The organism is Staphylococcus americanisciuri, from assembly GCF_024814435.1.
GTDB lineage: Bacteria > Bacillota > Bacilli > Staphylococcales > Staphylococcaceae > Staphylococcus > Staphylococcus americanisciuri.
The window spans coordinates 114,737-137,140 of sequence record NZ_JANUXY010000002.1 but is presented as its reverse complement, the minus strand read 5'-3'; the positions used below and the strand labels follow the sequence as shown (position 1 = coordinate 137,140).

At 37.2% G+C, this 22,404-nt stretch carries 18 protein-coding genes and 1 other annotated feature; of the genes, 9 read left to right on the top strand and 9 right to left on the bottom strand.

Annotation, left to right across the window (positions count from 1 at the left end):
- Window positions 1-143: 143 nt before the first annotated feature.
- From metE to NXS11_RS02735, 4 genes are read right to left on the bottom strand one after another with little or no spacing between them, the layout of a single operon-like run.
- Window positions 144-2,372 (bottom strand): 5-methyltetrahydropteroyltriglutamate--homocysteine S-methyltransferase, encoded by a 2,229-nt coding sequence (gene metE, locus NXS11_RS02750; RefSeq protein WP_259198643.1) that lies wholly within the window; start codon window positions 2,370-2,372, stop codon window positions 144-146.
- Window positions 2,366-4,210 (bottom strand): bifunctional homocysteine S-methyltransferase/methylenetetrahydrofolate reductase, encoded by a 1,845-nt coding sequence (locus NXS11_RS02745; RefSeq protein ID WP_259198456.1) that lies wholly within the window; start codon window positions 4,208-4,210, stop codon window positions 2,366-2,368. Before NXS11_RS02745 ends, metE begins: the two co-directional genes overlap by 7 nt.
- A complete protein-coding gene (gene metC / locus NXS11_RS02740) occupies window positions 4,164-5,339 on the bottom strand; it encodes a cystathionine beta-lyase MetC (protein WP_259198455.1) in 1,176 nt (391 codons plus the stop codon). The genes NXS11_RS02745 and metC overlap by 47 nt, the downstream gene beginning before the upstream one ends.
- The gene (locus NXS11_RS02735; protein WP_259198454.1) at window positions 5,336-6,439 is read right to left on the bottom strand and encodes a PLP-dependent transferase; all 1,104 of its coding nucleotides are present in this window, start codon (window positions 6,437-6,439) and stop codon (window positions 5,336-5,338) included. Before NXS11_RS02735 ends, metC begins: the two co-directional genes overlap by 4 nt.
- A gap of 66 nt (window positions 6,440-6,505) precedes the next feature.
- Window positions 6,506-6,819 (bottom strand) — a binding site (T-box leader).
- A gap of 207 nt (window positions 6,820-7,026) precedes the next feature.
- On the opposite strand from NXS11_RS02735, the gene NXS11_RS02730 reads away from it, so the two are divergent.
- Genes NXS11_RS02730 through ychF form a run of 4 tightly spaced genes read left to right on the top strand, consistent with a single transcriptional unit; the run spans window position 7,027 to window position 10,071 of the window.
- Window positions 7,027-7,824 carry a ParB/RepB/Spo0J family partition protein gene (locus NXS11_RS02730; RefSeq protein WP_259198642.1) on the top strand — a complete coding sequence of 266 codons (798 nt, stop codon included), beginning with the start codon at window positions 7,027-7,029 and terminating at the stop codon, window positions 7,822-7,824.
- Between the two features lie 29 nt (window positions 7,825-7,853).
- The gene (locus tag NXS11_RS02725) at window positions 7,854-8,741 is read left to right on the top strand and encodes a mechanosensitive ion channel family protein (protein WP_259198453.1); all 888 of its coding nucleotides are present in this window, start codon (window positions 7,854-7,856) and stop codon (window positions 8,739-8,741) included.
- 20 nt (window positions 8,742-8,761) lie between these two features.
- Window positions 8,762-8,974, top strand: a complete 213-nt coding sequence (locus NXS11_RS02720; RefSeq protein WP_259198452.1) for a DUF951 domain-containing protein — start codon at window positions 8,762-8,764, stop codon at window positions 8,972-8,974.
- Window positions 8,974-10,071: a redox-regulated ATPase YchF gene (ychF, locus tag NXS11_RS02715; protein WP_259198451.1), complete on the top strand. Its 1,098-nt coding sequence runs from the start codon at window positions 8,974-8,976 to the stop codon at window positions 10,069-10,071. The genes NXS11_RS02720 and ychF overlap by 1 nt, the downstream gene beginning before the upstream one ends.
- Before the next feature lie 200 nt (window positions 10,072-10,271).
- Here ychF and NXS11_RS02710 read toward each other — a convergent pair whose 3' ends face one another.
- Both NXS11_RS02710 and NXS11_RS02705 read right to left on the bottom strand, forming a co-directional pair.
- On the bottom strand, window positions 10,272-10,457 hold the full coding sequence (locus tag NXS11_RS02710; protein ID WP_259198450.1) for a hypothetical protein: 186 nt from the start codon (window positions 10,455-10,457) through the stop codon (window positions 10,272-10,274).
- A 16-nt stretch (window positions 10,458-10,473) separates the two neighbouring features.
- Window positions 10,474-10,989, bottom strand: coding sequence for a hypothetical protein (locus NXS11_RS02705; protein WP_259198449.1), 516 nt, complete (start codon window positions 10,987-10,989; stop codon window positions 10,474-10,476).
- A 566-nt stretch (window positions 10,990-11,555) separates the two neighbouring features.
- Between NXS11_RS02705 and rpsF the strand changes: the two genes are divergently transcribed.
- From rpsF to NXS11_RS02680, 5 genes are all read left to right on the top strand, one after another.
- Complete coding sequence (rpsF, locus tag NXS11_RS02700) at window positions 11,556-11,852, top strand: 30S ribosomal protein S6 (RefSeq protein ID WP_259198448.1); 297 nt, start codon at window positions 11,556-11,558, stop codon at window positions 11,850-11,852.
- A 25-nt stretch (window positions 11,853-11,877) separates the two neighbouring features.
- Window positions 11,878-12,387 carry a single-stranded DNA-binding protein gene (gene ssb, locus NXS11_RS02695; protein ID WP_259198447.1) on the top strand — a complete coding sequence of 170 codons (510 nt, stop codon included), beginning with the start codon at window positions 11,878-11,880 and terminating at the stop codon, window positions 12,385-12,387.
- 51 nt (window positions 12,388-12,438) lie between these two features.
- The gene (gene rpsR, locus NXS11_RS02690) at window positions 12,439-12,681 is read left to right on the top strand and encodes a 30S ribosomal protein S18 (RefSeq protein WP_014614919.1); all 243 of its coding nucleotides are present in this window, start codon (window positions 12,439-12,441) and stop codon (window positions 12,679-12,681) included.
- A gap of 476 nt (window positions 12,682-13,157) precedes the next feature.
- Window positions 13,158-14,366 carry an MFS transporter gene (locus tag NXS11_RS02685; protein WP_259198430.1) on the top strand — a complete coding sequence of 403 codons (1,209 nt, stop codon included), beginning with the start codon at window positions 13,158-13,160 and terminating at the stop codon, window positions 14,364-14,366.
- 1,196 nt (window positions 14,367-15,562) lie between these two features.
- Window positions 15,563-16,957 (top strand): MFS transporter, encoded by a 1,395-nt coding sequence (locus NXS11_RS02680; protein ID WP_259198429.1) that lies wholly within the window; start codon window positions 15,563-15,565, stop codon window positions 16,955-16,957.
- 245 nt (window positions 16,958-17,202) lie between these two features.
- On the opposite strand, the gene NXS11_RS02675 is transcribed toward NXS11_RS02680, so the two are convergent.
- The 3 genes from NXS11_RS02675 to aryK form a co-directional block, all read right to left on the bottom strand.
- A complete protein-coding gene (locus NXS11_RS02675) occupies window positions 17,203-18,378 on the bottom strand; it encodes a M20 family metallopeptidase (protein ID WP_259198427.1) in 1,176 nt (391 codons plus the stop codon).
- Window positions 18,379-18,394: 16 nt separating this feature from the next.
- Entirely contained in the window at window positions 18,395-19,786 is a 1,392-nt protein-coding gene (locus tag NXS11_RS02670) for an MFS transporter (protein WP_259198425.1), read from the bottom strand.
- A 196-nt stretch (window positions 19,787-19,982) separates the two neighbouring features.
- Window positions 19,983-22,283 (bottom strand): transcriptional regulator AryK, encoded by a 2,301-nt coding sequence (gene aryK / locus NXS11_RS02665; RefSeq protein ID WP_259198423.1) that lies wholly within the window; start codon window positions 22,281-22,283, stop codon window positions 19,983-19,985.
- Window positions 22,284-22,404 lie beyond the last annotated feature (121 nt).

Sequence of the window (22,404 nt, the reverse complement as noted above, 5' to 3'; positions counted from 1 at the left end):
CACAGTAGAAGTGATGGTGGGGTTATGGGTTAAAGTCACTTCTAATGATTATCCAATGTGCATGAGCAAAACAATAGGTAAGGTGGGACAACGAAATGGGGGCACGGTCCCACCACCAAGCAGATACGACAGCCTTATAGTTTTTAACCTTGACGTAATTTTTGAGCGCTATCTACGAGTACTGTGAGTGCAGCTTTTACTTCATCTTCTTTACGTGTTTTTAAGCCGCAGTCTGGATTAACCCAGAAGAGTGAACGATCGATTTGTTGTAGTGCACGGTTAATCGCTGTTGTTATTTCTTCTTCTGTCGGGATACGTGGGCTATGAATATCGTAAACACCTAGTCCGATACCAAGGTCGTAATTGATGTTTTCAAAGTCCTGAATCAAGTCTCCATGACTACGAGATGTTTCGATTGAGATTACATCGGCATCAAGTTCGTGGATTGCATGGATGATTTGACCGAACTGTGAATAGCACATATGCGTATGAATTTGCGTTTGATCCGCAACAGATGATGTTGCAAGTTTGAAACTGTGCACGGCATTGCGCAAGTAGTCTTCGTGATAGGCTTTACGAAGCGGTAAGCCTTCGCGCAATGCAGGTTCGTCTACTTGAATCACTTTAATACCCGCTGCCTCAAGAGCTAACACTTCTTCATTAATCGCCAACGCAATTTGGTTTTGTACTGTTTCACGTGGAATATCAACACGTTCAAATGACCAGTTCAAGATTGTAACTGGACCTGTCAACATACCTTTGACTGGTTTGTCTGTTAGGCTCTGTGCATAGACTGTTTCTGCAACAGTTAACGGGGCAGTCCATTTAACGTCTCCATAGATGATTGGTGGTTTAACCGCACGAGAACCGTATGATTGTACCCAGCCGAATTTTGTTACGAGGAAGCCTTGTAATTTTTCGCCAAAGAATTCCACCATGTCGTTACGTTCGAATTCACCGTGCACAAGTACGTCTAAGCCAATCTCCTCTTGAATTTCAATCCAACGTTTAATTTCATTTTTTAAGAATGTTTCATAGGCTTCATCTGAAATACGGTTGTTTTTCCAGTCTGCACGATATTTGCGTACTTCTGGCGATTGTGGGAATGAACCGATTGTTGTTGTTGGTAAGTCAGGTAAATTGAGTCTTTCTTGTTGTGCGATTTTACGTTCTGCAAATGCTGAGGCGCGTTGTGAACGTACACTGTCAAAGTCATAATCCAAGTTTTTAAAGTCCTGTTGTTGGAAACGTGCATATCGTTCTGCCAGCGCATTGAACTTCGTCGCATCCTCTTTGTTGAACAAGCGTTTTAAAGCATCTAATTCGTTTAATTTTTCAGTTGCAAAGCTCAGACCATCACGAATATCATCGTCTAATGATTCGTCGTCTAATGATACAGGTACGTGTAATAAGGATGATGAAGGATTGATATAAAGATCCTCTGTGTACTGTGTGAGTGTGTCAATTAACGCTTTTTTTGCTTCAATATCTGCAGCCCATACATTACGTCCATCAATAATACCGGCAAATAACGTTTTCGTACGGTCAAAGTCGCCATTTTGAATTTGTTCCAAGTTGTGACCACGGTCATGTACGAAGTCTAACCCTAATCCTTTTACTGGTAAGCTGCTCAAGAATTTCACATCAGCACGTTCAAAGTATGTTTGAATGATTAATTTATCACCCAGTTCTGCATCTGCAAAAGCTTCATAAGCATTTTGTGTAATGTCTTGTAGTTCTGTTCCTTGGTCTGTCGCTAAAATAGGTTCGTCCACTTGAATCAGTTCAGCGCCTGCTTGGACGAGCGATTCAAATACTTCGATATAAAGTGGCAATAACGTGCGTACTTTATCTTCAAATGATTGTTCCCCACCTTTTGATAATGCGACAAAGGTAATCGGTCCAACAATCACAGGGTGTGTGGGAATATTGAGTGATTTGGCATAGTTGAAACGTTCAAGCAACGTATTTTTGCTGACTTTTGGTGTTACATTGTTCCATTCAGGTACGATGTAGTGATAGTTCGTGTTGAACCATTTAATTAAAGCACTGGCAACATGCTCTTTGTTTCCACGTGCAATATCGAATAATAAGTCATCATTTACTTCACGTCCTTGAAAGCGCTCAGGAATAATATTGAACAGTAATGATGTATCTAAGATGTGATCGTAAAGTGAGAAGTCACCTACAGGGACACTGTCAAGTTGATGATGTTTTTGTAATAATAAGTTTTCACGATGCAAGTTTTGTAATGTGTCATCGAGTTCATCTTTGCTAATTTTACCGTTCCAGTAACCTTCAATTGCTTTTTTCCATTCACGTTTGCGTCCAAGTCTTGGGAATCCTAAGTTTGTTGTTTTAATTGTCATAATATAACCTCCTGATTATTGTTCGTAATAGATTTTGAATACGCTGCGAGTTCTAGCGAGTAATCGACCCGCTCAAATGGTGTGATAAGATACAGTCCATTGAAATAGTGATGGACGTGATCAATCAATGACTTACACAGCGATAGGCTCAGTTCATAAGTGGCTTTTTTATCATCTGCCACTGCCTCAAATTGTGCGAGTACATCTTCAGACATCTTAATGCCGGGCACCTCGTTATGTAAAAACAAGGCGTTTTTGTAGCTGGTAATCGGCATGATACCAATGAAAATGGGGACGTCTAGATGTTTGGTTGCTTCATAAATTTCTGTTATTTTCTCTTTTGTAAAAACAGGTTGTGTAATGAAATAATGCATGCCACTTTCGATTTTTGTTTCCATTTTACGGACAGCGGCTTTAATGTTTCGAACGTGTGGATCAAATCCACCTGCGATGTTAAAGTGTGTTTCTGTCTTTAGCGCATCGCCGTTCGAATTAATCCCTTTGTTAAAGCGTAATGCTAACTCTGTTAAGCCTTTTGAATTCACATCATATACATTTGTTGCACCTGGGAGATGTCCCACTTTGGCAGGATCACCGGTAATTGCCAGTATTTCGTGAATACCGAGTAACGATAAACCGAGTAAATGTGATTGTAGACCGATTAAGTTGCGATCTCGACATGTAATATGAACAAGCGGTTCGATATTGAATTGTTGCTTGATTAAACTAGCGGCGGCAATATTTGAAACTCGTACAGTGGCTAGAGAGTTGTCTGCCAATGTGACTGCATCAATTTGTGCATCGTCAAGTGCTTTAATATTATTGAAAAAACGAGTTGTATCAAGGTGTTTTGGTGTATCTAACTCGACAATAATAGTCGGGCGTTGACGTACACGTTCTGACAAGGTGAGTCGCTGAACCGCTTGTTTTTTCTTTTCTGGCTGCTTGTGAATTGGAATAACTTTCTTTTCGGTGATAGGTTTCAGTGATGCAACAGATGCTTTAATCTGTCGGATATGCTCTGGCGTTGTCCCGCAACAGCCACCGATTAGCCGTACCCCCTCTTGGATGAGCTGTTTAGCTGTATTACCAAAATATTGAGCGTTGTTGCTATATTTGAAGCTGTTATTATCGATGTCTAACAAACTGGCATTTGGATAACACGAGAGATATGCATTATTTGGCAAGGAGATATGGCTAAAGGTGTTTTTCATATGCATTGGACCATGATGACAGTTGAGACCTACGATATTCGCACCGACTGAGATGACTTGTTGTAGCGCAGCATTGATTTCCGTGCCATCTATCAAGTAGTTGGTATTGGAAGCGGTCAGCTGAGCAATGATTGGGATATCCTTAAAGCGTGCGCGTGTTGCTTTGACGACTTTAAGCAATTCTTCTAAGTCGTAGTAAGTTTCAAATAAGAGACCATCAACCCCGGCAGTGACTAAAGTATCTACTTGAATTTCTGTATGATATAAAATAGCTGAGAGTGATAAGTCTCCTTTTTTGACGCCTCGGAACCCACCGACAGTTCCGAGAATAAAGGTATCTTCGTTAGCTGCACGCTTGGCAATCGTAACAGCTGCTTCATGTATGGCTTTGACCTTATGTTCGAGTCCAAATTGTTGAAGTTTCTCAAAGTTGGCGCCATATGTGTTTGTTTGTATAATGTCTGCACCGGCTTCGATATATGAGCGATGAATATGTTCCACTTTTTTAGGTTGTGTTAAGTTGTAGGCTTCTGGACAGGTATCTAAACCTTCAGAATAGAGAATTGTGCCCATTGCGCCATCAGCCACTAGAACTTTGTGCTTGAGGGTGTTTAATAAGCGACTCATCATATACCTCCTTTAATGCGATGTCTAAATCTAAGATGAGATCATCTATATTTTCTAAGCCAACACTGATTCGAAAAAGTCCGAATGTAATGCCACGTGCTTCACGAATATGTTGAGGAATGGCTGCGTGTGACATCGTATTTGGATGTGACACAATAGTTTCAACACCGCCTAAGCTGACTGAAACGAGCGGAATAGACAATGCGTCTACAAATTGTTGTGCCTTTGTTTCATCTACTAAGCGGAAGCCAAGTACTGCACCGCCATGATGTGCTTGGCGTAAATGGGTGCTACTATTTCCTGGGTAATACACTTCCGAGACAGCAGGGTGTTGTGCAAGGAATGTATTGATTTTTTTAGCACTTTTAACGGACTGTTTGAAACGTACATCTAATGTTTTCAAATGTTGTGTTAATGTCCAACTATCATAGACAGATAATGCAGTTCCCGTTCCGTTTTGAATGAGATATAGTGCGTCTGCAATGTCATCATCATTGGTAATAACAGCACCTGCAATCACATCGCTATGTCCACTTAAGAACTTTGTGGCACTATGAATGACGATGTCGGCACCTAAGTCTAAAGGTTGTTGTCCAAGTGGTGTCATAAACGTATTATCGACAGCAACACGTATATGGTGATGTTGTGCGATGTCAATGACTGCTGGAATATTTGTAATTTTGAATAGCGGATTTGACGGTGTTTCAATATAAATTAATGCCGTATTTGGTTGGATAGCATTTTCGATATTTTTGGGGTCTTCAGCATTCACTGTTGTAAAAGTAATATTGAACTTTGCGAGAATTTGTTCTGTTAAGCGAAATGTCCCACCATATACATCATCAGGCAATATCACATGATCTCCTGCTTGTAGTGTTAGAAATACAGCCGTAATAGCAGCAATACCAGAATTAAATGCAAAACCGTGTTTGCCATTTTCAAGTTGCGCTAACTTTGTTTCGAGGTGTGTGCGGTTTGGATTGCCACTTCTTGCGTAATCATAAGGTGTTGCCCCACCCAATTGTTGTTGATGGTACGTTGACGAGTAATAAAGGGGCTGGTTCGCACTTTGATACGTGGGCTCCCGCTGGCTATCATGAATTAATTGTGTTTGTTTCGTTAAACTCATACCGTCACGTCCTCTCTTGATTGTTCTAATGCTTGAATTAAATCATTTTCAATATCTTCATAAGCTTCAACCCCGATTGATAAACGAATTAAATGTTGATCGATGCCACGTTGGTCTTTCTCTTCGTCTGGCATATCGATGTGTGTTTGTGTATAAGGAAAAGTGATAAATGTTTCAGTGCCACCGAGGCTCTCAGCAAAGCGACAAACTTTGATATGTTCGAGCAATGCACCGACTGAGTAATCAGGTTGTAACCTTAAGCTCAACATGCCTGTGCGCCCACTGTAGAGCACTTCCGCAATCCCATCGAGTGTCTGGCAACGTTTAGCTAGTCGTTGCGCATTTTCTTCTGAGCGTTCAACTCTGAGGTGTAAAGTCTTCAAGCCACGTTGTAATAAATAGCTATCGAAAGGTGAAAGTGTTGCTCCGATCATGTTGTGTAAGATATTGAGTTGTTCCGCAAGATCAGGGTCTTTGACTGTTACAACACCTGCAAGCACGTCATTATGTCCACCGATATATTTCGTCGCCGAATGTAGTACGATATCTGCACCATCTTTCAACGGTGTGGATAGGTAAGGTGTTAAAAACGTATTATCGATAATCGTCAAGATGTCGTGTTGTTTGGCAAGTATGTAATAAGGTGTCGGGTCAATCTCAATCATGAGCGGATTTGAAATGGGCTCAATAAAAAATGCGCATGTATTGTCGTTGATGTGGGCTGATACTTCTGTAAAGTCTTCAAAATGAACGTATTTGAATTTGATGTCGTATTGTTGTTCGTAAAATTGAAATAAACGAAAAGTCCCGCCGTATAAGTCATAAGAAACGAGTATTTCATCTCCTGGCTGGAAGAGATTGCAAATTAATTGAATGCTCGCCATACCACTTGCTGTTGCAAAAGTCGAGATGCCTCCTTCCAGCTTTGCAAAGGCTTCTTCAAACGTATGACGTGTGGGGTTCTTCGTTCTTGTATAATCATAGCCGGTAGATTGACCCAGCCCCTGATGTGCGTATGCAGTTGAAAGATAGATAGGGTTTGCGATTGCGCCTGTACAATCTTCAGTTAATGCAATTTGTGCCAGTTCTGTTGCTTTCATTGTGTGATAACCTCCTCAAATAAATAAAAAGCTTTCGTCCTTTATAGCCGATTAATAAATCGGAATATAAAGGACGAAAGCTTTCGCGGTACCACCTTTGTTCGTTGCTTCATCACTAAAGCAACCTCTTCCAGTACGCCACATTGTATGATGTACGTTAAGAGTATGCGTATACAGTGAGGATATATACGTGGAATTCCAGTACGTCATCTAACAACATGTTAATACTGTATCGCGATAACGGGCGAACCCGGTGATACCTCATATTGGCATCAACACTCCAAGGCCATTTTCAAACGTGCTTTCAATATCTTCTCTCAGCAAATGAAGACTCTCTGTAATCGCAGGGGACGTTCTACTTTCCTTTTTACAGTGTTTCGAATATTGTGTGTTTTGTTTTGGTAAATCACACTTTACACGAATGAGAAAAACTTGTCAACACATTTATCAGAAAATTACGATTTAATAAAAATTTAACCAGCATATTAAATGATGGGAATTCCTTGTCTATCTAGGGTGCAACCAGTAAAATAGAGTAGTCAAATTTTTTGTGAGAGTTGGTGGTAAAGGTGTCGGATATTACTTTGATGACAGGTGATGAACAAATCAAAATGCTGAACCTTGCAGAGATACGACCGAATCCTTATCAACCACGGAAAGATTTTGATGACGATAAGCTGATAGAGCTTTCACAATCGATTGTACAACATGGTGTTTTACAGCCGATCGTTGTTACAGAATCAATCCAAGGATATTATATTGTGGCAGGTGAACGACGTTATCGTGCAAGTCAAAAAGCAGGCTTAACACATATCCCAGCGATTATTAGAAAGTTGTCGGATCATGAGATGAGAGAGCTAGCAATTATCGAAAATTTGCAGAGAGAAAATCTCAATGCTGTTGAAGAAGCCGAAAGTTATCAGCAATTAATGCAGGCGCACAATATGACACAACAAGCTGTTGCTGAACGCCTTGGTAAATCACGACCGTACATTGCAAATATGTTACGTTTGTTGAAACTGCCAATATCTATTCGGCAATTAATACGAGAAGGTACACTATCAGGTGGTCATGGGCGGACATTATTAGGACTAAAAGACTCTGAAAAGATGCGTCAATACGCTGATTTAGCCGTCCGGGAGTCTTGGAGTGTTCGATATTTAGAACAACAAGTTGCGGAAGCTCAGCAAGCATCAGAAGATAAGCGACAGCAATCAACGCAACCGAAAAAACCACAACTGATACGCCAGCATGAACAACAACTCAGTGAACAGTATGGGACATCAGTAGAAATTGCTACGAAACGCAATCAAGGACAAGTAACCTTTACTTTTCATTCAGAAGCAGACTATCGACGACTGATTCAGTTGTTGAAAGGTAAATAGTAGAATCATTTGATAGAAAGGATATGATTATGCAAAAATTTGAGTCGATTATTAAAGGGATGATACAACCGTTTTTAGAGCCAGAGACATATTCAAATCTGTTAACACAACTCGTTATCGTCAGTATATATGTACTTGCGGCCTTTATTGTTACACGTATTTTAAACAAAGTGATTGCACAGTTCTTTAAAGTAAATGGTAAGACTGGCAAAATAAGCCGTTCTAAACGTTCTAAAACATTGATTACACTTATACAAAATGTTGCTGGTTACATTGTATGGTTCATTACATTGACAACCATTTTAAGCAAGTTTGGTATCAGCGTTGAGAGTATTCTAGCTGGTGCGGGAGTCGTTGGATTAGCCATTGGTTTCGGTGCGCAAACATTAGTAAAAGACGTGATTACAGGATTCTTTATTGTGTTTGAGAATCAATTTGATGTCGGTGATTATGTGAGTATTAAAAATAATGGCTCACCGATTGCAGAAGGAACTGTTAAGGCAATTGGTTTGCGTTCGACACGTATTTTATCAATTACGGGAGAGCTTTCTACCATTCCAAATGGTACAATGAGTGAAGTGACCAACTTCTCTGTGACGAACGGAGTTGCAATTATTAATATTCCTGTTTCAATTGAAGAAAATCTTGATGTTGTTGAGAAAAAGATGAATCAATTTCTTAAAAAGATTCCTCAAAAGTACGATTTATTCTTAGAGGCACCGGAAGTCTTAGGTGTTGATGAAGTCAATGGATATGAAGCAAGTATTCGTATTGCTGGAGAAACAACACCAGGTGAAAATTTCACAGGTGCGCGTATTTTACGTCGTGAACTTAAAGACTTTTTACAAGCAGAGGGGATCAAAGCCCCTGCACCAACGCTCGTTCAGTTGTATCAACAAAATAGTGAACAACAATAAGTGAAAGGTGCGTGATAAACGTGTCTGCAAAATATGGTTTAAATGATATAGTAGAGATGAAGAAACAACATGCATGTGGCACGAATCGCTTCAAAATCATTCGCATGGGTGCAGATATTCGTATCAAATGTGAAGCATGCCAGCGCAGTATCATGTTGCCACGTCAAACATTTAATAAAAAATTAAAAAGTGTACTCGAATCAGTGAGTACAAATGATAAGGAGAATGAATAATGGCTTTAACAGCGGGTATTGTAGGCTTACCTAACGTAGGGAAGTCTACGCTATTTAACGCAATTACGAAGGCAGGCGCATTAGCAGCCAACTATCCATTTGCGACAATCGATCCTAACGTAGGGATTGTAGAAGTACCAGATCAACGTTTGAATAAATTAGCAGAAATTGTTAACCCAAAGAAAACGTTGCCGACGACTTTTGAATTTACGGATATTGCAGGTATCGTAAAAGGTGCGTCAAAAGGTGAAGGTTTAGGTAACAAGTTCTTATCACACATTCGTGAAGTAGATGCGATTTGCCAAGTAGTACGTGCATTCGATGATGATAATGTGACACACGTTGCAGGTCGTGTGAATCCAATTGAAGATATTGAAGTAATCAATATGGAATTAGTATTAGCAGACCTTGAGTCAGTTGAGAAACGCTTGCCGCGAATTGAGAAAATGGCACGCCAAAAAGATAAAACGGCGATGAATGAAGTGCGTATTTTAAGCCGAATTAAAGAAGCGCTTGAAGACGGCAAGCCGGTACGTAGTCTTGAATTCAACGATGAAGATCAGAAGTATGTGAACCAAGCACATTTATTAACATCTAAGTCAATGCTATACATTGCGAACGTTGGTGAAGATGAAGTAAACGATGCAGACAATGACAAAGTACAAGCCATTCGTGAATATGCAGCGAAAGAAGACTCAGAAGTGATCGTGATTAGTGCGAAAATTGAAGAAGAAATTGCGACACTTGATGATGAAGATAAAGAAATGTTTTTAGAAGAGTTAGGCATTGAAGAGCCAGGCTTACATCGTTTAATTCGTAAAACGTATGACTTGCTTGGACTTGCGACATACTTTACAGCGGGTGTGCAAGAAGTACGTGCATGGACATTTAAAGAAGGTATGACTGCACCACAATGTGCGGGGATTATTCATACGGACTTTGAACGTGGTTTCATCCGTGCAGAAGTGACAAGTTATGACGACTTCGTAAATAACAATGGTGAACAAGGCGCGAAAGAAGCGGGTAAAATGCGCCTTGAAGGTAAGGACTATGTTATGCAAGATGGCGACGTCGTACATTTCCGCTTTAATGTATAGTCATAAAAGTGTTTATAGCAGTATCACTTAAAAAGTAAGCGTGACAATGATTTTGTCAAGTAATATTTAGTTGAGTAGATGTGCTAACTGTAAAAATAACATATGCTAGTGAAGCCCTGATTAAATGTTTTTCGACATCAATCAGGGCTTTTACTAAAGAGGATGGGAATTATCTCCCTGCCTTTCTATAAATTTAATTACTAGTCACTTTTTTCTTTAAAGTTGTAGATAAGTGAAGCAATGCCTATTACTACACAAAGTAAAATTGGTAAATATGCAATAATGTTATCGGTACGAATATAAAACTTAAACAATAAAAATGTTAGAAAGGCTACTATGAAATAAACAGGGATAAAGTTTCTACTCCAAAAAAGCGAATTTTCCATTATTATCACCTCGTTATTAATCAAAACAGCTTGCAGCCGCTCCAGTAGCTGCTCCTGAGACACCGCCAAGAACCATACCGGCTCCTGTACCGAGGGCAGGTATCACTGAGCCGGCTGCTCCACCGCCAAGTACGCCTGTACCAAGCCCGCCAGCTGTGCCTAGTGTGCATTTTGCCCAATTTGTTTTATAGAAGGTAGTTCCTTCTTCTAATTTAATAACTTGAATATCATAACCGTCAGATACTTTTTTGTAAACTAATTTCACTTTATCATCGTTTTTGTCTTGTGCTTCTACAGGGAATTTTTCAGATTTGCCATTTTCATCTGATAGTGTCAATTGCCCACTTTCATCAAGTGATCCCTTGATAGTGTCATTTAATTCAAGGTGAAACACACTTTCATTCTTTTGTGTAAGTGTGCCAGCGGCTTCGCTTGCGTCTACTTTTGGGCTTGGTATTAGAATTCCTAAAGAGAAGATTAGAATTAATCCAATCATAAAAGTTCTTGTTACCTTGCTCGCTTCGTTCTTCATTAAAAACCACTCCTTTATTTTTTGTAATAATAATGTAACATAAAAGAAAATAAAATGCAATAATCGCTTTGTGTTTACAATTATCAGCTATATTATTTTGCTTGTTAAAACTTAAAATACTTAGTTTATATTGAAGTTAACAAGCTGAATTAGCGAGACTATATCTATTCGTAGTATATTTACTATAATTATGCATCTTAATATTGAATGTTTAATTTGATAAGCAAGTATAGTGATAAGAATGCAATTAAATCAATACTAGGTAAAATATGAATGGAATTTAACAAATTATAGCCCAACAAAGCCAATACAACATCGTCTGTCATATTTAGAAGTGATATTGTATTTTTTATCCGCGACCAAAGTAATTTGGTTAAGAAGTGCGTGTTAAGTAGTATCAACTAGAAAATAAGGTCCTTATCTGTCGTGTAAAAAAATAAATGGTTGATGATTGTCAAAAGGCTAGGGGTGTGGTACAATTTTGAAATGTGAGTAATGAAAATTATTCCTTGCTTGTTGCATATGAGTAACAAGCCGCATAGACCACAAGGAGGTGCAAATATACAATGAGAAAATATGAAGTAATGTACATCGTTCGTCCTAGCATCGAGGAAGATGCACGTAAAGCAGTTGTTGAACGTTTCAACGGAATTTTAGCTTCTGACGGTTCTGAAGTATTAGAAACAAAGGACTGGGGTAAACGTCGCTTAGCTTACGAGATTGAAGATTTCAAAGATGGTTACTACTACATTGTACGTATCCAAACTGAAAACAACACAGCGACTGATGAATTCCAACGTTTAGCAAAAATCAATGACGATATCATTCGTTACATTGTTGTTCGTGAAGACGAAGAAAAGTAATAGAATCTTAATGGGGGCGTGAAGCATGATTAACAGAGTTGTATTAGTAGGTCGATTAACTAAAGATCCTGAATACAGAACGACACCCTCAGGCGTAAGTGTAGCGACTTTTACTCTCGCAGTAAATCGTACGTTTACGAATGCGCAAGGGGAACGTGAAGCAGATTTTATTAACTGTGTTGTTTTCCGTAAACAAGCTGAGAATGTTAGTAATTTCTTATTTAAAGGTAGCCTTGCAGGTGTTGATGGTCGCTTACAGTCACGCAGTTACGAAAACCAAGAAGGCCGACGCGTATATGTTACCGAAGTGGTTTGCGATAGTGTTCAATTCCTTGAGCCGAAATCAGCAAATCAACGACACGCACAAAATAGTCCGAACCCAGGAAACGACTTCCCAAGTTATGGACAAAGTTTCGGTGGACAACAGCAAGGTCAAAATTCGTCATATCAAAACAATCAGCCAGCACATAATGACAACCCATTTGCGAATGCGAATGGACCAATTGACATTAGTGATGATGATTTACCATTCTAAAATTACGAACTGAACAATAAAAATTTTGAACAGGAAGGGAGGCACACAATCATGGCAGGTGGACCAAGAAGAGGTGGTCGTCGTCGTAAAAAAGTTTGTTACTTCACAGCAAACGGTATTACACACATCGACTACAAAGACACTGAATTATTAAAACGTTTTATTTCTGAACGTGGTAAAATTTTGCCTCGTCGTGTGACAGGTACTTCAGCTAAATATCAACGTATGTTGACTACAGCTATCAAACGCGCACGTCATATGGCATTATTACCATTCGTTAAAGATGAAGCGTAAGATATATAAAGCCTCGCAACTCATTGGAGTGTGCGAGGTTTTTTTGTGTTTTCAACGTTTATTGGCAATATGAGTTGAAAATGATGGATATAACATATATTATTAATTAACCGAAATTAACAAGAAATTTGTAGGCTCTGCATCTAATAGGTGTAGAGCTAGGTTTTTATTTAGAGTATTAGGGCGTTTTGATAAATGAGATTGCAGACGGTAGCGAATCTAGCAATTTACTGTATAGCATATGATTTTTGGGCATATGCATAATAGTTACACAGCATATTGTTATTGAGTATAGAAACAAGGTATATGTAATATGGTTTTTGAAGATATTCTATATTCAAAAAATTGCGTCAAATATACTTTTACCTTCTGATATTGTTCCAGGCTTACTACTGTGAGGCTAATAACTATAGTAAATCACGAAATTATATTGAATAGAGTACGTTTTTCTATATAAAAATGGGGGGAGATAATTTATGGCATATAGTTCAGTATTAAAAAATAAGAAGTTCATTATATACTTTATAGGCGTTTTTTTATCAAATATAGGGAATGCTTTTACAGTATTTGTCTTTCCTTTGATGATTCTTAAAATCACTAATTCCCCTATACATTTAGGTATAGCCTCCGCATTAGTATTTGTTCCCTATGCATTGTTAGGGTTGCCTGCGGGTGTTTTAATAGATAAATTAGATAAGAAAAGAATCATGCAGTATGCTGATTTTTTACGTATTATTGCATATATTTCTATTCCACTTTATGATTACTTTGGAAATTTAAGTATCTATCATATGTATATTGTTTCAATTATTTCAGGAATAGCCCTTGTTTTTCATAGTATATCAGAAATTTCTATAATACCTAAAATTGTAGAAAAACAACAACTTACTGAGGCAAATAGTTATATATATGCCTCACAAAATATAGCAGAGTTTATAGGTCCAATACTTGGGGGGATTTTATATTCTTTGATAGGTTATTCGATATTAATTATTATCGATGCCTTTACCTTTGTCATCTCCATCATAAGTTTAAGCTTAATATCTATAGAATATATTAAACCGTCTAATATTAACCTTATATCTCTTAATACTATCTTAAAGGATATAAAAACTGGAATTAATTACATATTTAAAGCACCTTTAATTAAAAATATGGCTATAATATTGGTAATATCTAATTTAATAATTAGTCCATACTATCTTTATATTGTATTATTTGTCAAAGAGGTTTTAGAAAAAGATAGCAAAGCTTTAGGAGTTGTATTTGGTATAGCTTCTTTAGGCGCATTATTAGGATCTCTAACAACAAATTATTTAAGAATAAAGTTTTCATTTAAACAAATGATTATTCTTATCTTATTTATAGGCTTTATGTTTAGGATGGCAATACCATTTAGTACTAGTGTTCATTTTCTCTCTATATTTTTAGGTTTTACTTACTTCACGCAAGCTATTCTAAACATCGCAATAATAACATTAAGGCAAGAATCTACTCCTGAATATTACTTAGGTAGAGTAAATAGTGTATTTAAAACAGCAGTATTTACATCTCGACCAGCAGGTTTATTCTTAGGAGGGATATTATTAGAAAAGTGTAATTCATTTTGGGCTCTTTTTTTGAGTTCTATAGCTTGTTTTTTAATTTTTATATATGCATGTATTAGAATAAATTCTAATAAATAATTTTATGTGGTGTGAAAAAATAAAGCGCAAATTTCAAGTTTTATCCACCTATAACTATTGAGGCATTCATAAATTTTAGCTATTGAACCTGTTGTGTATTGATTAAATTATCTTTCCATAACAGGTCACTAACGCTAAGTATTGTTTAATATAACTCAAGACTTTTTAAACACTTTGCCATTTCATGATACGCTTATAATTCAAAGTCTTGCTTGGGTCGTTACTCATGTATGGTTGTATTTCCTTAATGAATGATTCTGTGACATTGGATATATCTTGTGCTTTTGGGAATAAATAGATGTATCATTTTATGTTAGCTTTCGCTTGTTCCACGTTTATATGATGAAAATGTATGTGTGAAATATATGTCCAAAATCTTCGTAAAGTGATGTAAATTCTGAACTATCATCTGATATGATTGGCTTGAAGATTTTAGATGCTTTTTCATTTAATGCATTAAAAGTTCTTTTAAATTTCTAGATACTGATGAAGCACTTTTACTATCGATGACTTTTAATATCTCAAACCGTGTTCAACAAGTGTTAAAATGAGTATGCGTCATGTGAATTCAGTCCTTTATTGATTTGGTGTGGTAACCTCAATAATAACATGAAATTCACATGGCGTTTTTCTGTTTATAGGTGGCTAAGTTGATTGTAAAATCCCCCTTTATCATTTTATTTATATATCAAAATATATGAAAAATATATCTCAACAATACACAAATTTTTTATTCACAAAATGAATTCGTTTACACTATTATATTTCTACCTGTATCTATTAAAGATGTGCTAAAGTGATAATAAATAAGATTGTATGCATTACGTATTTCAAAGATGAGGTTGAGATTAGAGAGTCAGGTTATGAATAGAACGACTGATATGGTTGAGGTACTAGGAGACGGCAGTTGACTGGAGTGAAAAATTACTTTTATAAATTTTTCATTTCTAGTCATCTTTGTTAAAGGTGATGTTTCTGTTTTGCTCCTTGAAGTGCTCCCCATTTTGCTAGAATGATGGGAGATTTATTGGCGTCTTGCTTCTTGAATACTGACAATTTGTTTCTCAGTATAAAATAATGTGATGTCTCAGCTCTGGCGATGATTGATATAAAGTGTGCGGAGCTATTAAGAGATATAAATATTATCCCTCATGTAATCATTTGTATTTCTTAACAAAGACCTAGGAGGAACAAATATGGTTCAACAAGATAACCCACAGACGTATCGAGGAGATAATAAGTTAATACTGGGAATTGTGCTCGGTGTTATCACGTTTTGGTTGTTTGCACAATCACTATTAAATGTGGTGCCAGCATTACAGAATACGTTTAAAAGCAACCTTGGAACGATTAGTATTGCAGTCAGTATTACCGCACTCTTTTCAGGTATGTTTGTTGTTGGGGCAGGTAGTCTAGCGGATAAAATTGGACGTGTCAAAACGACATATATTGGTTTGTGGCTTAGTATTATCGGGTCACTACTCATCATTTTAACAGATATACCGGCGTTATTAATTTTAGGGCGTGCCATCCAAGGATTATCCGCCGCAGCAATTATGCCATCGACACTCGCAATTATGAAGACGTATTATCGCGGTAAAGATCGACAACGTGCATTGAGCTATTGGTCTATCGGTTCATGGGGTGGATCTGGTATTGCTTCATTGTTTGGTGGTGTGATTGCAACTTATTTTGGTTGGCGTTGGATTTTCATCATTTCAATCGTAGTTGCACTTGCATCGATGGTATTGATTAAGGGTACGCCGGAGACTAAAGCAACCCATCGCTCAAATTACCGTTTTGATGTGCGTGGTCTTATTCTGTTTGTGCTGATGATGCTGAGTATTAACATTGTCATTACACAGAGTGGGACATTGGGCATTTTCTCACCAATTATTTTAAGTTTGTTGTTGCTATTTGTTGTCTCAACTTTTCTATTTATTAAAGCAGAAAAGCATCAAGATACGCCACTTATTGATTTTAAATTGTTTCAATCGACATCTTATACCGGAGCAACATTGTCTAATTTTCTATTAAATGGCGTAGCAGGCACATTGCTCGTCTCTAATACCTATGTTCAACAAGGATTAGGACTTAACGGTTCACAAGCAGGTTTTTTATCGATTACATACTTAGTTACGGTATTGGCGATGATTCGTGTGGGAGAAATGGTTTTACAACGTGTTGGTGCAAGAAAGCCAATGTTGATTGGTGCACTATTTAACATGTTAGGCATCGCTATGATTTCGTTAACTTTTTTACCAAGCACAGTGTATATGGCAGTTTGTGTGGTGGGTTATCTATTCTATGGATTTGGATTAGGTTTTTATGCGACGCCTTCAACGGATACAGCGATTGCCAACTCTCCTCAAGATAAAGCAGGTGCCGCATCGGGTATCTACAAAATGGCATCTTCACTTGGTAATGCGTTCGGAATTGCATTATCAGGCGCAGTGTATGGTGCTGTCACTGAAGCGACAAATATTCAAACAGGTTCAATGGTAGGGCTAGGACTCAATATTGTATTAGCACTACTAGCTTTCATTATTATCTTTTTAACAATTCCGGTACCAAAGAAAGCTTCTAAATAAAAGTTGTAAATAAAGAATCCCCCTATCTCTAATTAACATTTTAGAAATAGGGGGATTCTAATGTATGCGTCCGATCGTAGTTGATTTCTTGATGAGGAAGGTCTTATAGAATAGAGTGTAAGATTACAAACAAAATTGAGAGTATTTGTGATATATAGAATAAGAACTAAGTCGGGCGCTAATGGGAGAAGAATAGTATGCTTATGTTTGAAAGCTTGTCCTCATTTAATCCCAAAGTATGATTTTTATGCTAAATAACTTAGCACAGTAATACCAACAGCTTCAGCTGCGACGCGTAACGATTTTTCACTAATATCAAATTTTGGATGATGATGTGGGTAGACTTCACCATTTTCAGGTGCTGCGCCTGCATAGATAAAGGTACTTGGTATTTCTTTAGCATAATAAGCGAAGTCTTCAGATGGTGGCTGAGGCTCACAGCGCTCAATACCTTGAATAGCATCTGTTTCAGCATTTTCAATCGATGAAACAACGAATTGTGTGAATGCTGGATCGTTGTAAAGTGCTGGATAGTCATCATTATAGTCTAAGTCACAAGTAACACCAAACATCGCTTCAAGACCATTAGAGAGACGTGTGATTTCTTTTTTGATTGTTTGTTTTGTTGCGTCTGTCAAAGCGCGTACATCGCCTGCAATTTCAACACTGTCTTGAATAATGTTAAATTGTCCTTTACCATCAAATGAACCGATTGTAACCACACCTGTTTCGAAAGGATTTAAACGTCTTGAAACCACTGTTTGGAGGGCTGTGACAAAATAAGATCCTGCAACAATCGTGTCATTGGCAGTATGTGGTGACGAACCATGACCGCCTTTACCTTGGATTTTCAAGTTAAAGAAGTCACGTCCTGTTTGGACATTGCCTTCACGATAATAAATGTTTCCAACAGGCATATGACTCATAACATGGACACCTAATACGTGATCGACACCATCTAGCACACCATCTTTAATCATCGCTTGTGCGCCACCAGGTGGAACCTCTTCGGCTGGTTGATGAATAATAACTACTTTACCATTGAATTGATCTTTCATTTCAATCAAAGTTTCAGCCAAGATGAGCATATAAGCAGTATGTGCATCATGTCCACAAGCATGCATAACACCTTCATTTACAGAGGCGAAAGGCAAGCCTGTATCTTCTTTAATTGGCAAAGCGTCAAAGTCTGCACGAATAGCAATCGTTTTGCCAGGGTTGCCACTGTCGATGGTTACTTTCAAACCATTAGGTCCGATATCTGTTTCTACTGTACAATCTTTATCACGGTAAAAATTCGCAATATATTTCGGTGTTTCTTTCTCGTGGAATGATAATTCTGGATGTTGATGCAAATGACGACGGATATCGATCATACGAGATTCTTTGTTTTTTAAAGTATTAATAAGTGTTTGTAACAATGAAATATCCTCCTTTTTATGCGGCTTTTTTGAATGCTGGTACGGTAATCATAATAATGATTAATGATAACAATGCCATTACTACGTTGAGTCCAAGACCAGCCATTGCGCCGACTTGTACATTCGTTGCATTGGCTACAGCACCGTATAAGGCACCTGATAATGCGATACCGAATGCACCACCCAATGATGATGCCATTTTGTAGACTCCTGAAGCAGCACCAACTTTATCTTCCGGTGAATTTGAGATTGCCATATCTGTTGAAGGTGTTGCATAGAAACCTAAGCCTAAGCCGTAGAGCAGGTAGCCAATAATACATACGATAACGTAAAGCGTACTCGGTAAGAATGTGAGTGAAATCAATATAATACCGCACATGTTGATAAACGTACCAAGTAACATTGGTTTTTTGGCACCGACTTTTTGCAAAATTTTCTCGCCGACACGAATCATCATTAAGACAGCGAACAGATATGTGATAGAGAGCCATCCAGTTTGAGATTCATTAAAGCCTAATCCTTGTTGAACAAATGTATTTGCGACAAGTAACACCCCTGCAACGCCATTTAATAAGAAGTTGGATAATGTAGCACCAGTATATGGCTTTGATTGGAAAAGTTTAAAGTCAATTAATGGGTTAACATGTCTTTTCTCTACTTTAATAAATATAAATGTTGCGATGATAAAAACTGCGATTAATCCTAGAATTAATGGTGACATAAATCCGAATGTACCACTTTGTGTGATGATGATATTGATGCTTAACATCATGATAACAAGTAGTATAAGCCCTGGAATATCAAATTTTAATTTAACATTGCTGATAGATTTTGTTTCTGGTGTGCCTTTGATTAACACCATTGAAAGAATAGCAATAATGATTGAGATAATAAAAATCCAACGCCATCCAAAGTTTGTTGCAACGACACCACCGAATAATGAAGCTAATCCAGAACCACCCCATGAACCGATAGACCAGTAACTTAAGGCACGTTGACGTTCTTTACCTTCATAGTATGTTTTCATAATGGCAAGTGTTGACGGCATAATTGCTGCGGCAGATAATCCTTGGATGACACGCCCTAAAATTAATAGCGCCGGTATATTGGTTGAAATGATAAGTAGCGACCCGATAATGCTGAGCCACAAGCCGATATATGTCGTTTTAACACGTCCGATTCTGTCTGCTAAACTACCTGCACCTACGATGAACATCCCTGAAAAGAGTGCGGTGATGCTTACGGCAGTACTAATTGTACCTATGTTACTATTGAATGTATTTTGTAAAGTAGGTACAACATTCAATAGTGATTGTGCGAATAACCAAAATGTAATAACCCCGAGGACAATACCTAATATTAACTTATTTCCCCCGCGATACGTTTGATCATTGTGCTGTTGAACCATGTTTTGTTCCTCCTAAGCCTTGTTTAAGTAAGTTGACTTGTTTTTTTACAACTCTTACTTTAATGTAGGATGCATTTCTTCAATACCTTATTTTTATTATTTTGATATTTTATTTCTTACTTAAGAGAATAAAAAACGCATGAGGACAAAATTGTTATATCCATTTTTGTCATAAAGTGTATGACTGTTAATAAATTTAGTTAGTTGCCCTATCTGGGTTAATATATTTCTTGAATTCAATAATATGGACAGCATTTGTGAGTAATTTTAGATGATATGTTAATTTTTGTAGAACTTCTACTTCGCTAATATCTAACTTTGGATAAGAGATTCGATTCACGTATGCGATGGTTTCTTCATCCATACCATGCTGTGTATTATACTGTTGCCAAACTTTATAAAGTGCACCATGATTTTTATCTAGTATGAGGTGTTTAATCTTATACTTTCCAGGCATAACACCGTCTATATTGAGTTGATATTCTTTGTGACTATGGATGCTTAGGTGTGTATCCAACGTAAAGTATGGATTATAGTGCTCGGCATCCCAAATAACGACTTGAAAATGATGGTGTGTACCTAGAATGATGCAATTGTCATTGTGATACAGTATGCGTTTGAATAATCTATTGAAAAACATACTGGCAAAGAAAGCAGGGCGTTTGCCATCGAATTGGTGATATAGGTCAATGCCATTGAGTTGAGTGACAGCATCAGTGTGATTGTATTGCTGATGAATTTCATAGTTTAGCCAGTAACCAATCGTTTTGACTTGTTGATTCATTTCGATGAGTTGTTCAAAAATAATCCCCGCTCTAAAGTACTCTCCGTTTGTTAAGTTAGTGTCTCCTGTCAAGGTATTCCAATTTAATAATATAAATGGCAGGGGCGCATCATGATTTAATGAAAGCCAATTCATAAGCTTCTTCAGTTGTAATGTGATATGTTTTTTTGCTTGATTGTATTGATTGTTCTCTATAGAGGCAAAGTCAACGATGTCGTTTTGATTCGCATCAAAAGCAATCGCATTAATGTGTTGTCTATGCATATGCAATAACGACTGAGCAAGGTTTGCTTTTTCTGTATGGTTAATATTGACGTTGAGTACAACCGTTGTATCAGCGAAATAATACCTAAATAATGTGATAACTTTTTCAAATCTTGCACTATCAAGGCAGTTTAAATAAACGACTAACTTAAGTTGTTTGCTATCCGATACAACATTGTACATGTGTTCTAATAATCGTGATAAATCTCTGCAATATTGTTGGAAATTTGCCTGTGATTGTGGTGGATGAATTTCCATGCCTAAGCCGATATCATATGCTAATAAAAAGTTGAGACATTCATCTATTTTCATATAAGGATGTACATTTGGAATGGCTTCATCGCTTTCAATAGATTCACTAATAAGTCGACGTGTTTGTATGGGATCTTTCGTTAACACATGACCTAAACCAAGCACATTTTTTACTTCAATTAATTGTTTTCTGAAGCGTTGAACAAGTAAAGTATCTAGGTTGCCTATTTGTATTACGTGGTCATAATGTGATAGCTGTTTCATTTGATCAGTTAAAGCCACGTCAATGACTTTTTGTGCATCGGGTGATTGAATGACAGTATCCATATTCGCGTTGATGAATAACGATAAATAATATAAATAGGTATGTTGAGATATTTTTTCATTTGTTGTCAGTGATGGGTCTGAGGTGTCGTGTTGATAATGATTTCGGTACGCTGTCGGTGTAAGTTGTGTGTCTTGCTTAAAATATTTTAAGAGCATATTTGAGCTCGTGAAACCATGTTTATAAGCAATATGCGTAATGGGTTCGTTGGTGTTAATAAGGTCTGCTTTACAATGCTCTAAGCGGATATAATTGATGTAGTGATTGAAGCCAGTGCCCATTTGTTTGGTGAACAACTTAGATAAATAGGAGGGACTTAAGTGGATCATCTCTGCAACGGTATTCAATGTAATCGGCTCGGCATAATGTGTTTCAATATAGCGACATACAGTTTCTAAGCGTTGATCTTGTGCGTTCTCTTGATGATGAAGTGGCTGTTTAGTTGACAAGTAGCGTACCAAAATAAACATTAAATCCATGAGTTTTTGTTCAATATATAGGCGGTGGAATGCACCTTGTCGAATATGAACAATACCAATATTGGCAATCGCATTTACCATTTGTTTGTAAATGACTTCTTGTAAAGTTTCTTTTTCCAATACGAAATATTTATGTGCAGCATCATATATATAATTTTGTAAATAATGCACCTTGAATTGGATAGCAATATATAGTACGCCTTCATTTGGTACGAATCGATACGTTTCTCTATGATTGATTAAGAATAACTCACCAGCTTTATAGGATTGTTTTTCTTGGTTTTTCAATATCTGGATTGTGCCCTTTAATACCAAAATAATTTTTAAGCCATCATTTAATTTGATTTGTTCATCGTTCGGATGGTCAAGTTCAATAGTGTATAAATTTTTCATAGGTCACCCCTCATTGTCATTGTAAACAAATTTAATTGATTTTTATATTATTTTTATCTAACAAAACAAAGTTATCAGTATTATATATATACATACTAAAGTGGCTGTGAAAAGTTTCGGA

What these genes read in the sequence shown, in the direction of transcription:
- NXS11_RS02685 (WP_259198430.1), top strand. Translation starts at nt 13,158, where the DNA reads ATGGCATATAGTTCAGTATTAAAAAATAAGAAGTTCATTATATACTTT.
- NXS11_RS02730 (WP_259198642.1), top strand. Translation starts at nt 7,027, where the DNA reads ATGACAGGTGATGAACAAATCAAAATGCTGAACCTTGCAGAGATACGA.
- ychF (WP_259198451.1), top strand. Translation starts at nt 8,974, where the DNA reads ATGGCTTTAACAGCGGGTATTGTAGGCTTACCTAACGTAGGGAAGTCT.
- ssb (WP_259198447.1), top strand. Translation starts at nt 11,878, where the DNA reads ATGATTAACAGAGTTGTATTAGTAGGTCGATTAACTAAAGATCCTGAA.
- NXS11_RS02735 (WP_259198454.1), bottom strand. Translation starts at nt 6,439, where the DNA reads ATGAAAGCAACAGAACTGGCACAAATTGCATTAACTGAAGATTGTACA.
- rpsF (WP_259198448.1), top strand. Translation starts at nt 11,556, where the DNA reads ATGAGAAAATATGAAGTAATGTACATCGTTCGTCCTAGCATCGAGGAA.
- aryK (WP_259198423.1), bottom strand. Translation starts at nt 22,283, where the DNA reads ATGAAAAATTTATACACTATTGAACTTGACCATCCGAACGATGAACAA.
- NXS11_RS02725 (WP_259198453.1), top strand. Translation starts at nt 7,854, where the DNA reads ATGCAAAAATTTGAGTCGATTATTAAAGGGATGATACAACCGTTTTTA.
- metC (WP_259198455.1), bottom strand. Translation starts at nt 5,339, where the DNA reads ATGAGTTTAACGAAACAAACACAATTAATTCATGATAGCCAGCGGGAG.
- NXS11_RS02680 (WP_259198429.1), top strand. Translation starts at nt 15,563, where the DNA reads ATGGTTCAACAAGATAACCCACAGACGTATCGAGGAGATAATAAGTTA.
- NXS11_RS02710 (WP_259198450.1), bottom strand. Translation starts at nt 10,457, where the DNA reads ATGGAAAATTCGCTTTTTTGGAGTAGAAACTTTATCCCTGTTTATTTC.
- NXS11_RS02705 (WP_259198449.1), bottom strand. Translation starts at nt 10,989, where the DNA reads ATGAAGAACGAAGCGAGCAAGGTAACAAGAACTTTTATGATTGGATTA.
- NXS11_RS02745 (WP_259198456.1), bottom strand. Translation starts at nt 4,210, where the DNA reads ATGAGTCGCTTATTAAACACCCTCAAGCACAAAGTTCTAGTGGCTGAT.
- rpsR (WP_014614919.1), top strand. Translation starts at nt 12,439, where the DNA reads ATGGCAGGTGGACCAAGAAGAGGTGGTCGTCGTCGTAAAAAAGTTTGT.
- NXS11_RS02670 (WP_259198425.1), bottom strand. Translation starts at nt 19,786, where the DNA reads ATGGTTCAACAGCACAATGATCAAACGTATCGCGGGGGAAATAAGTTA.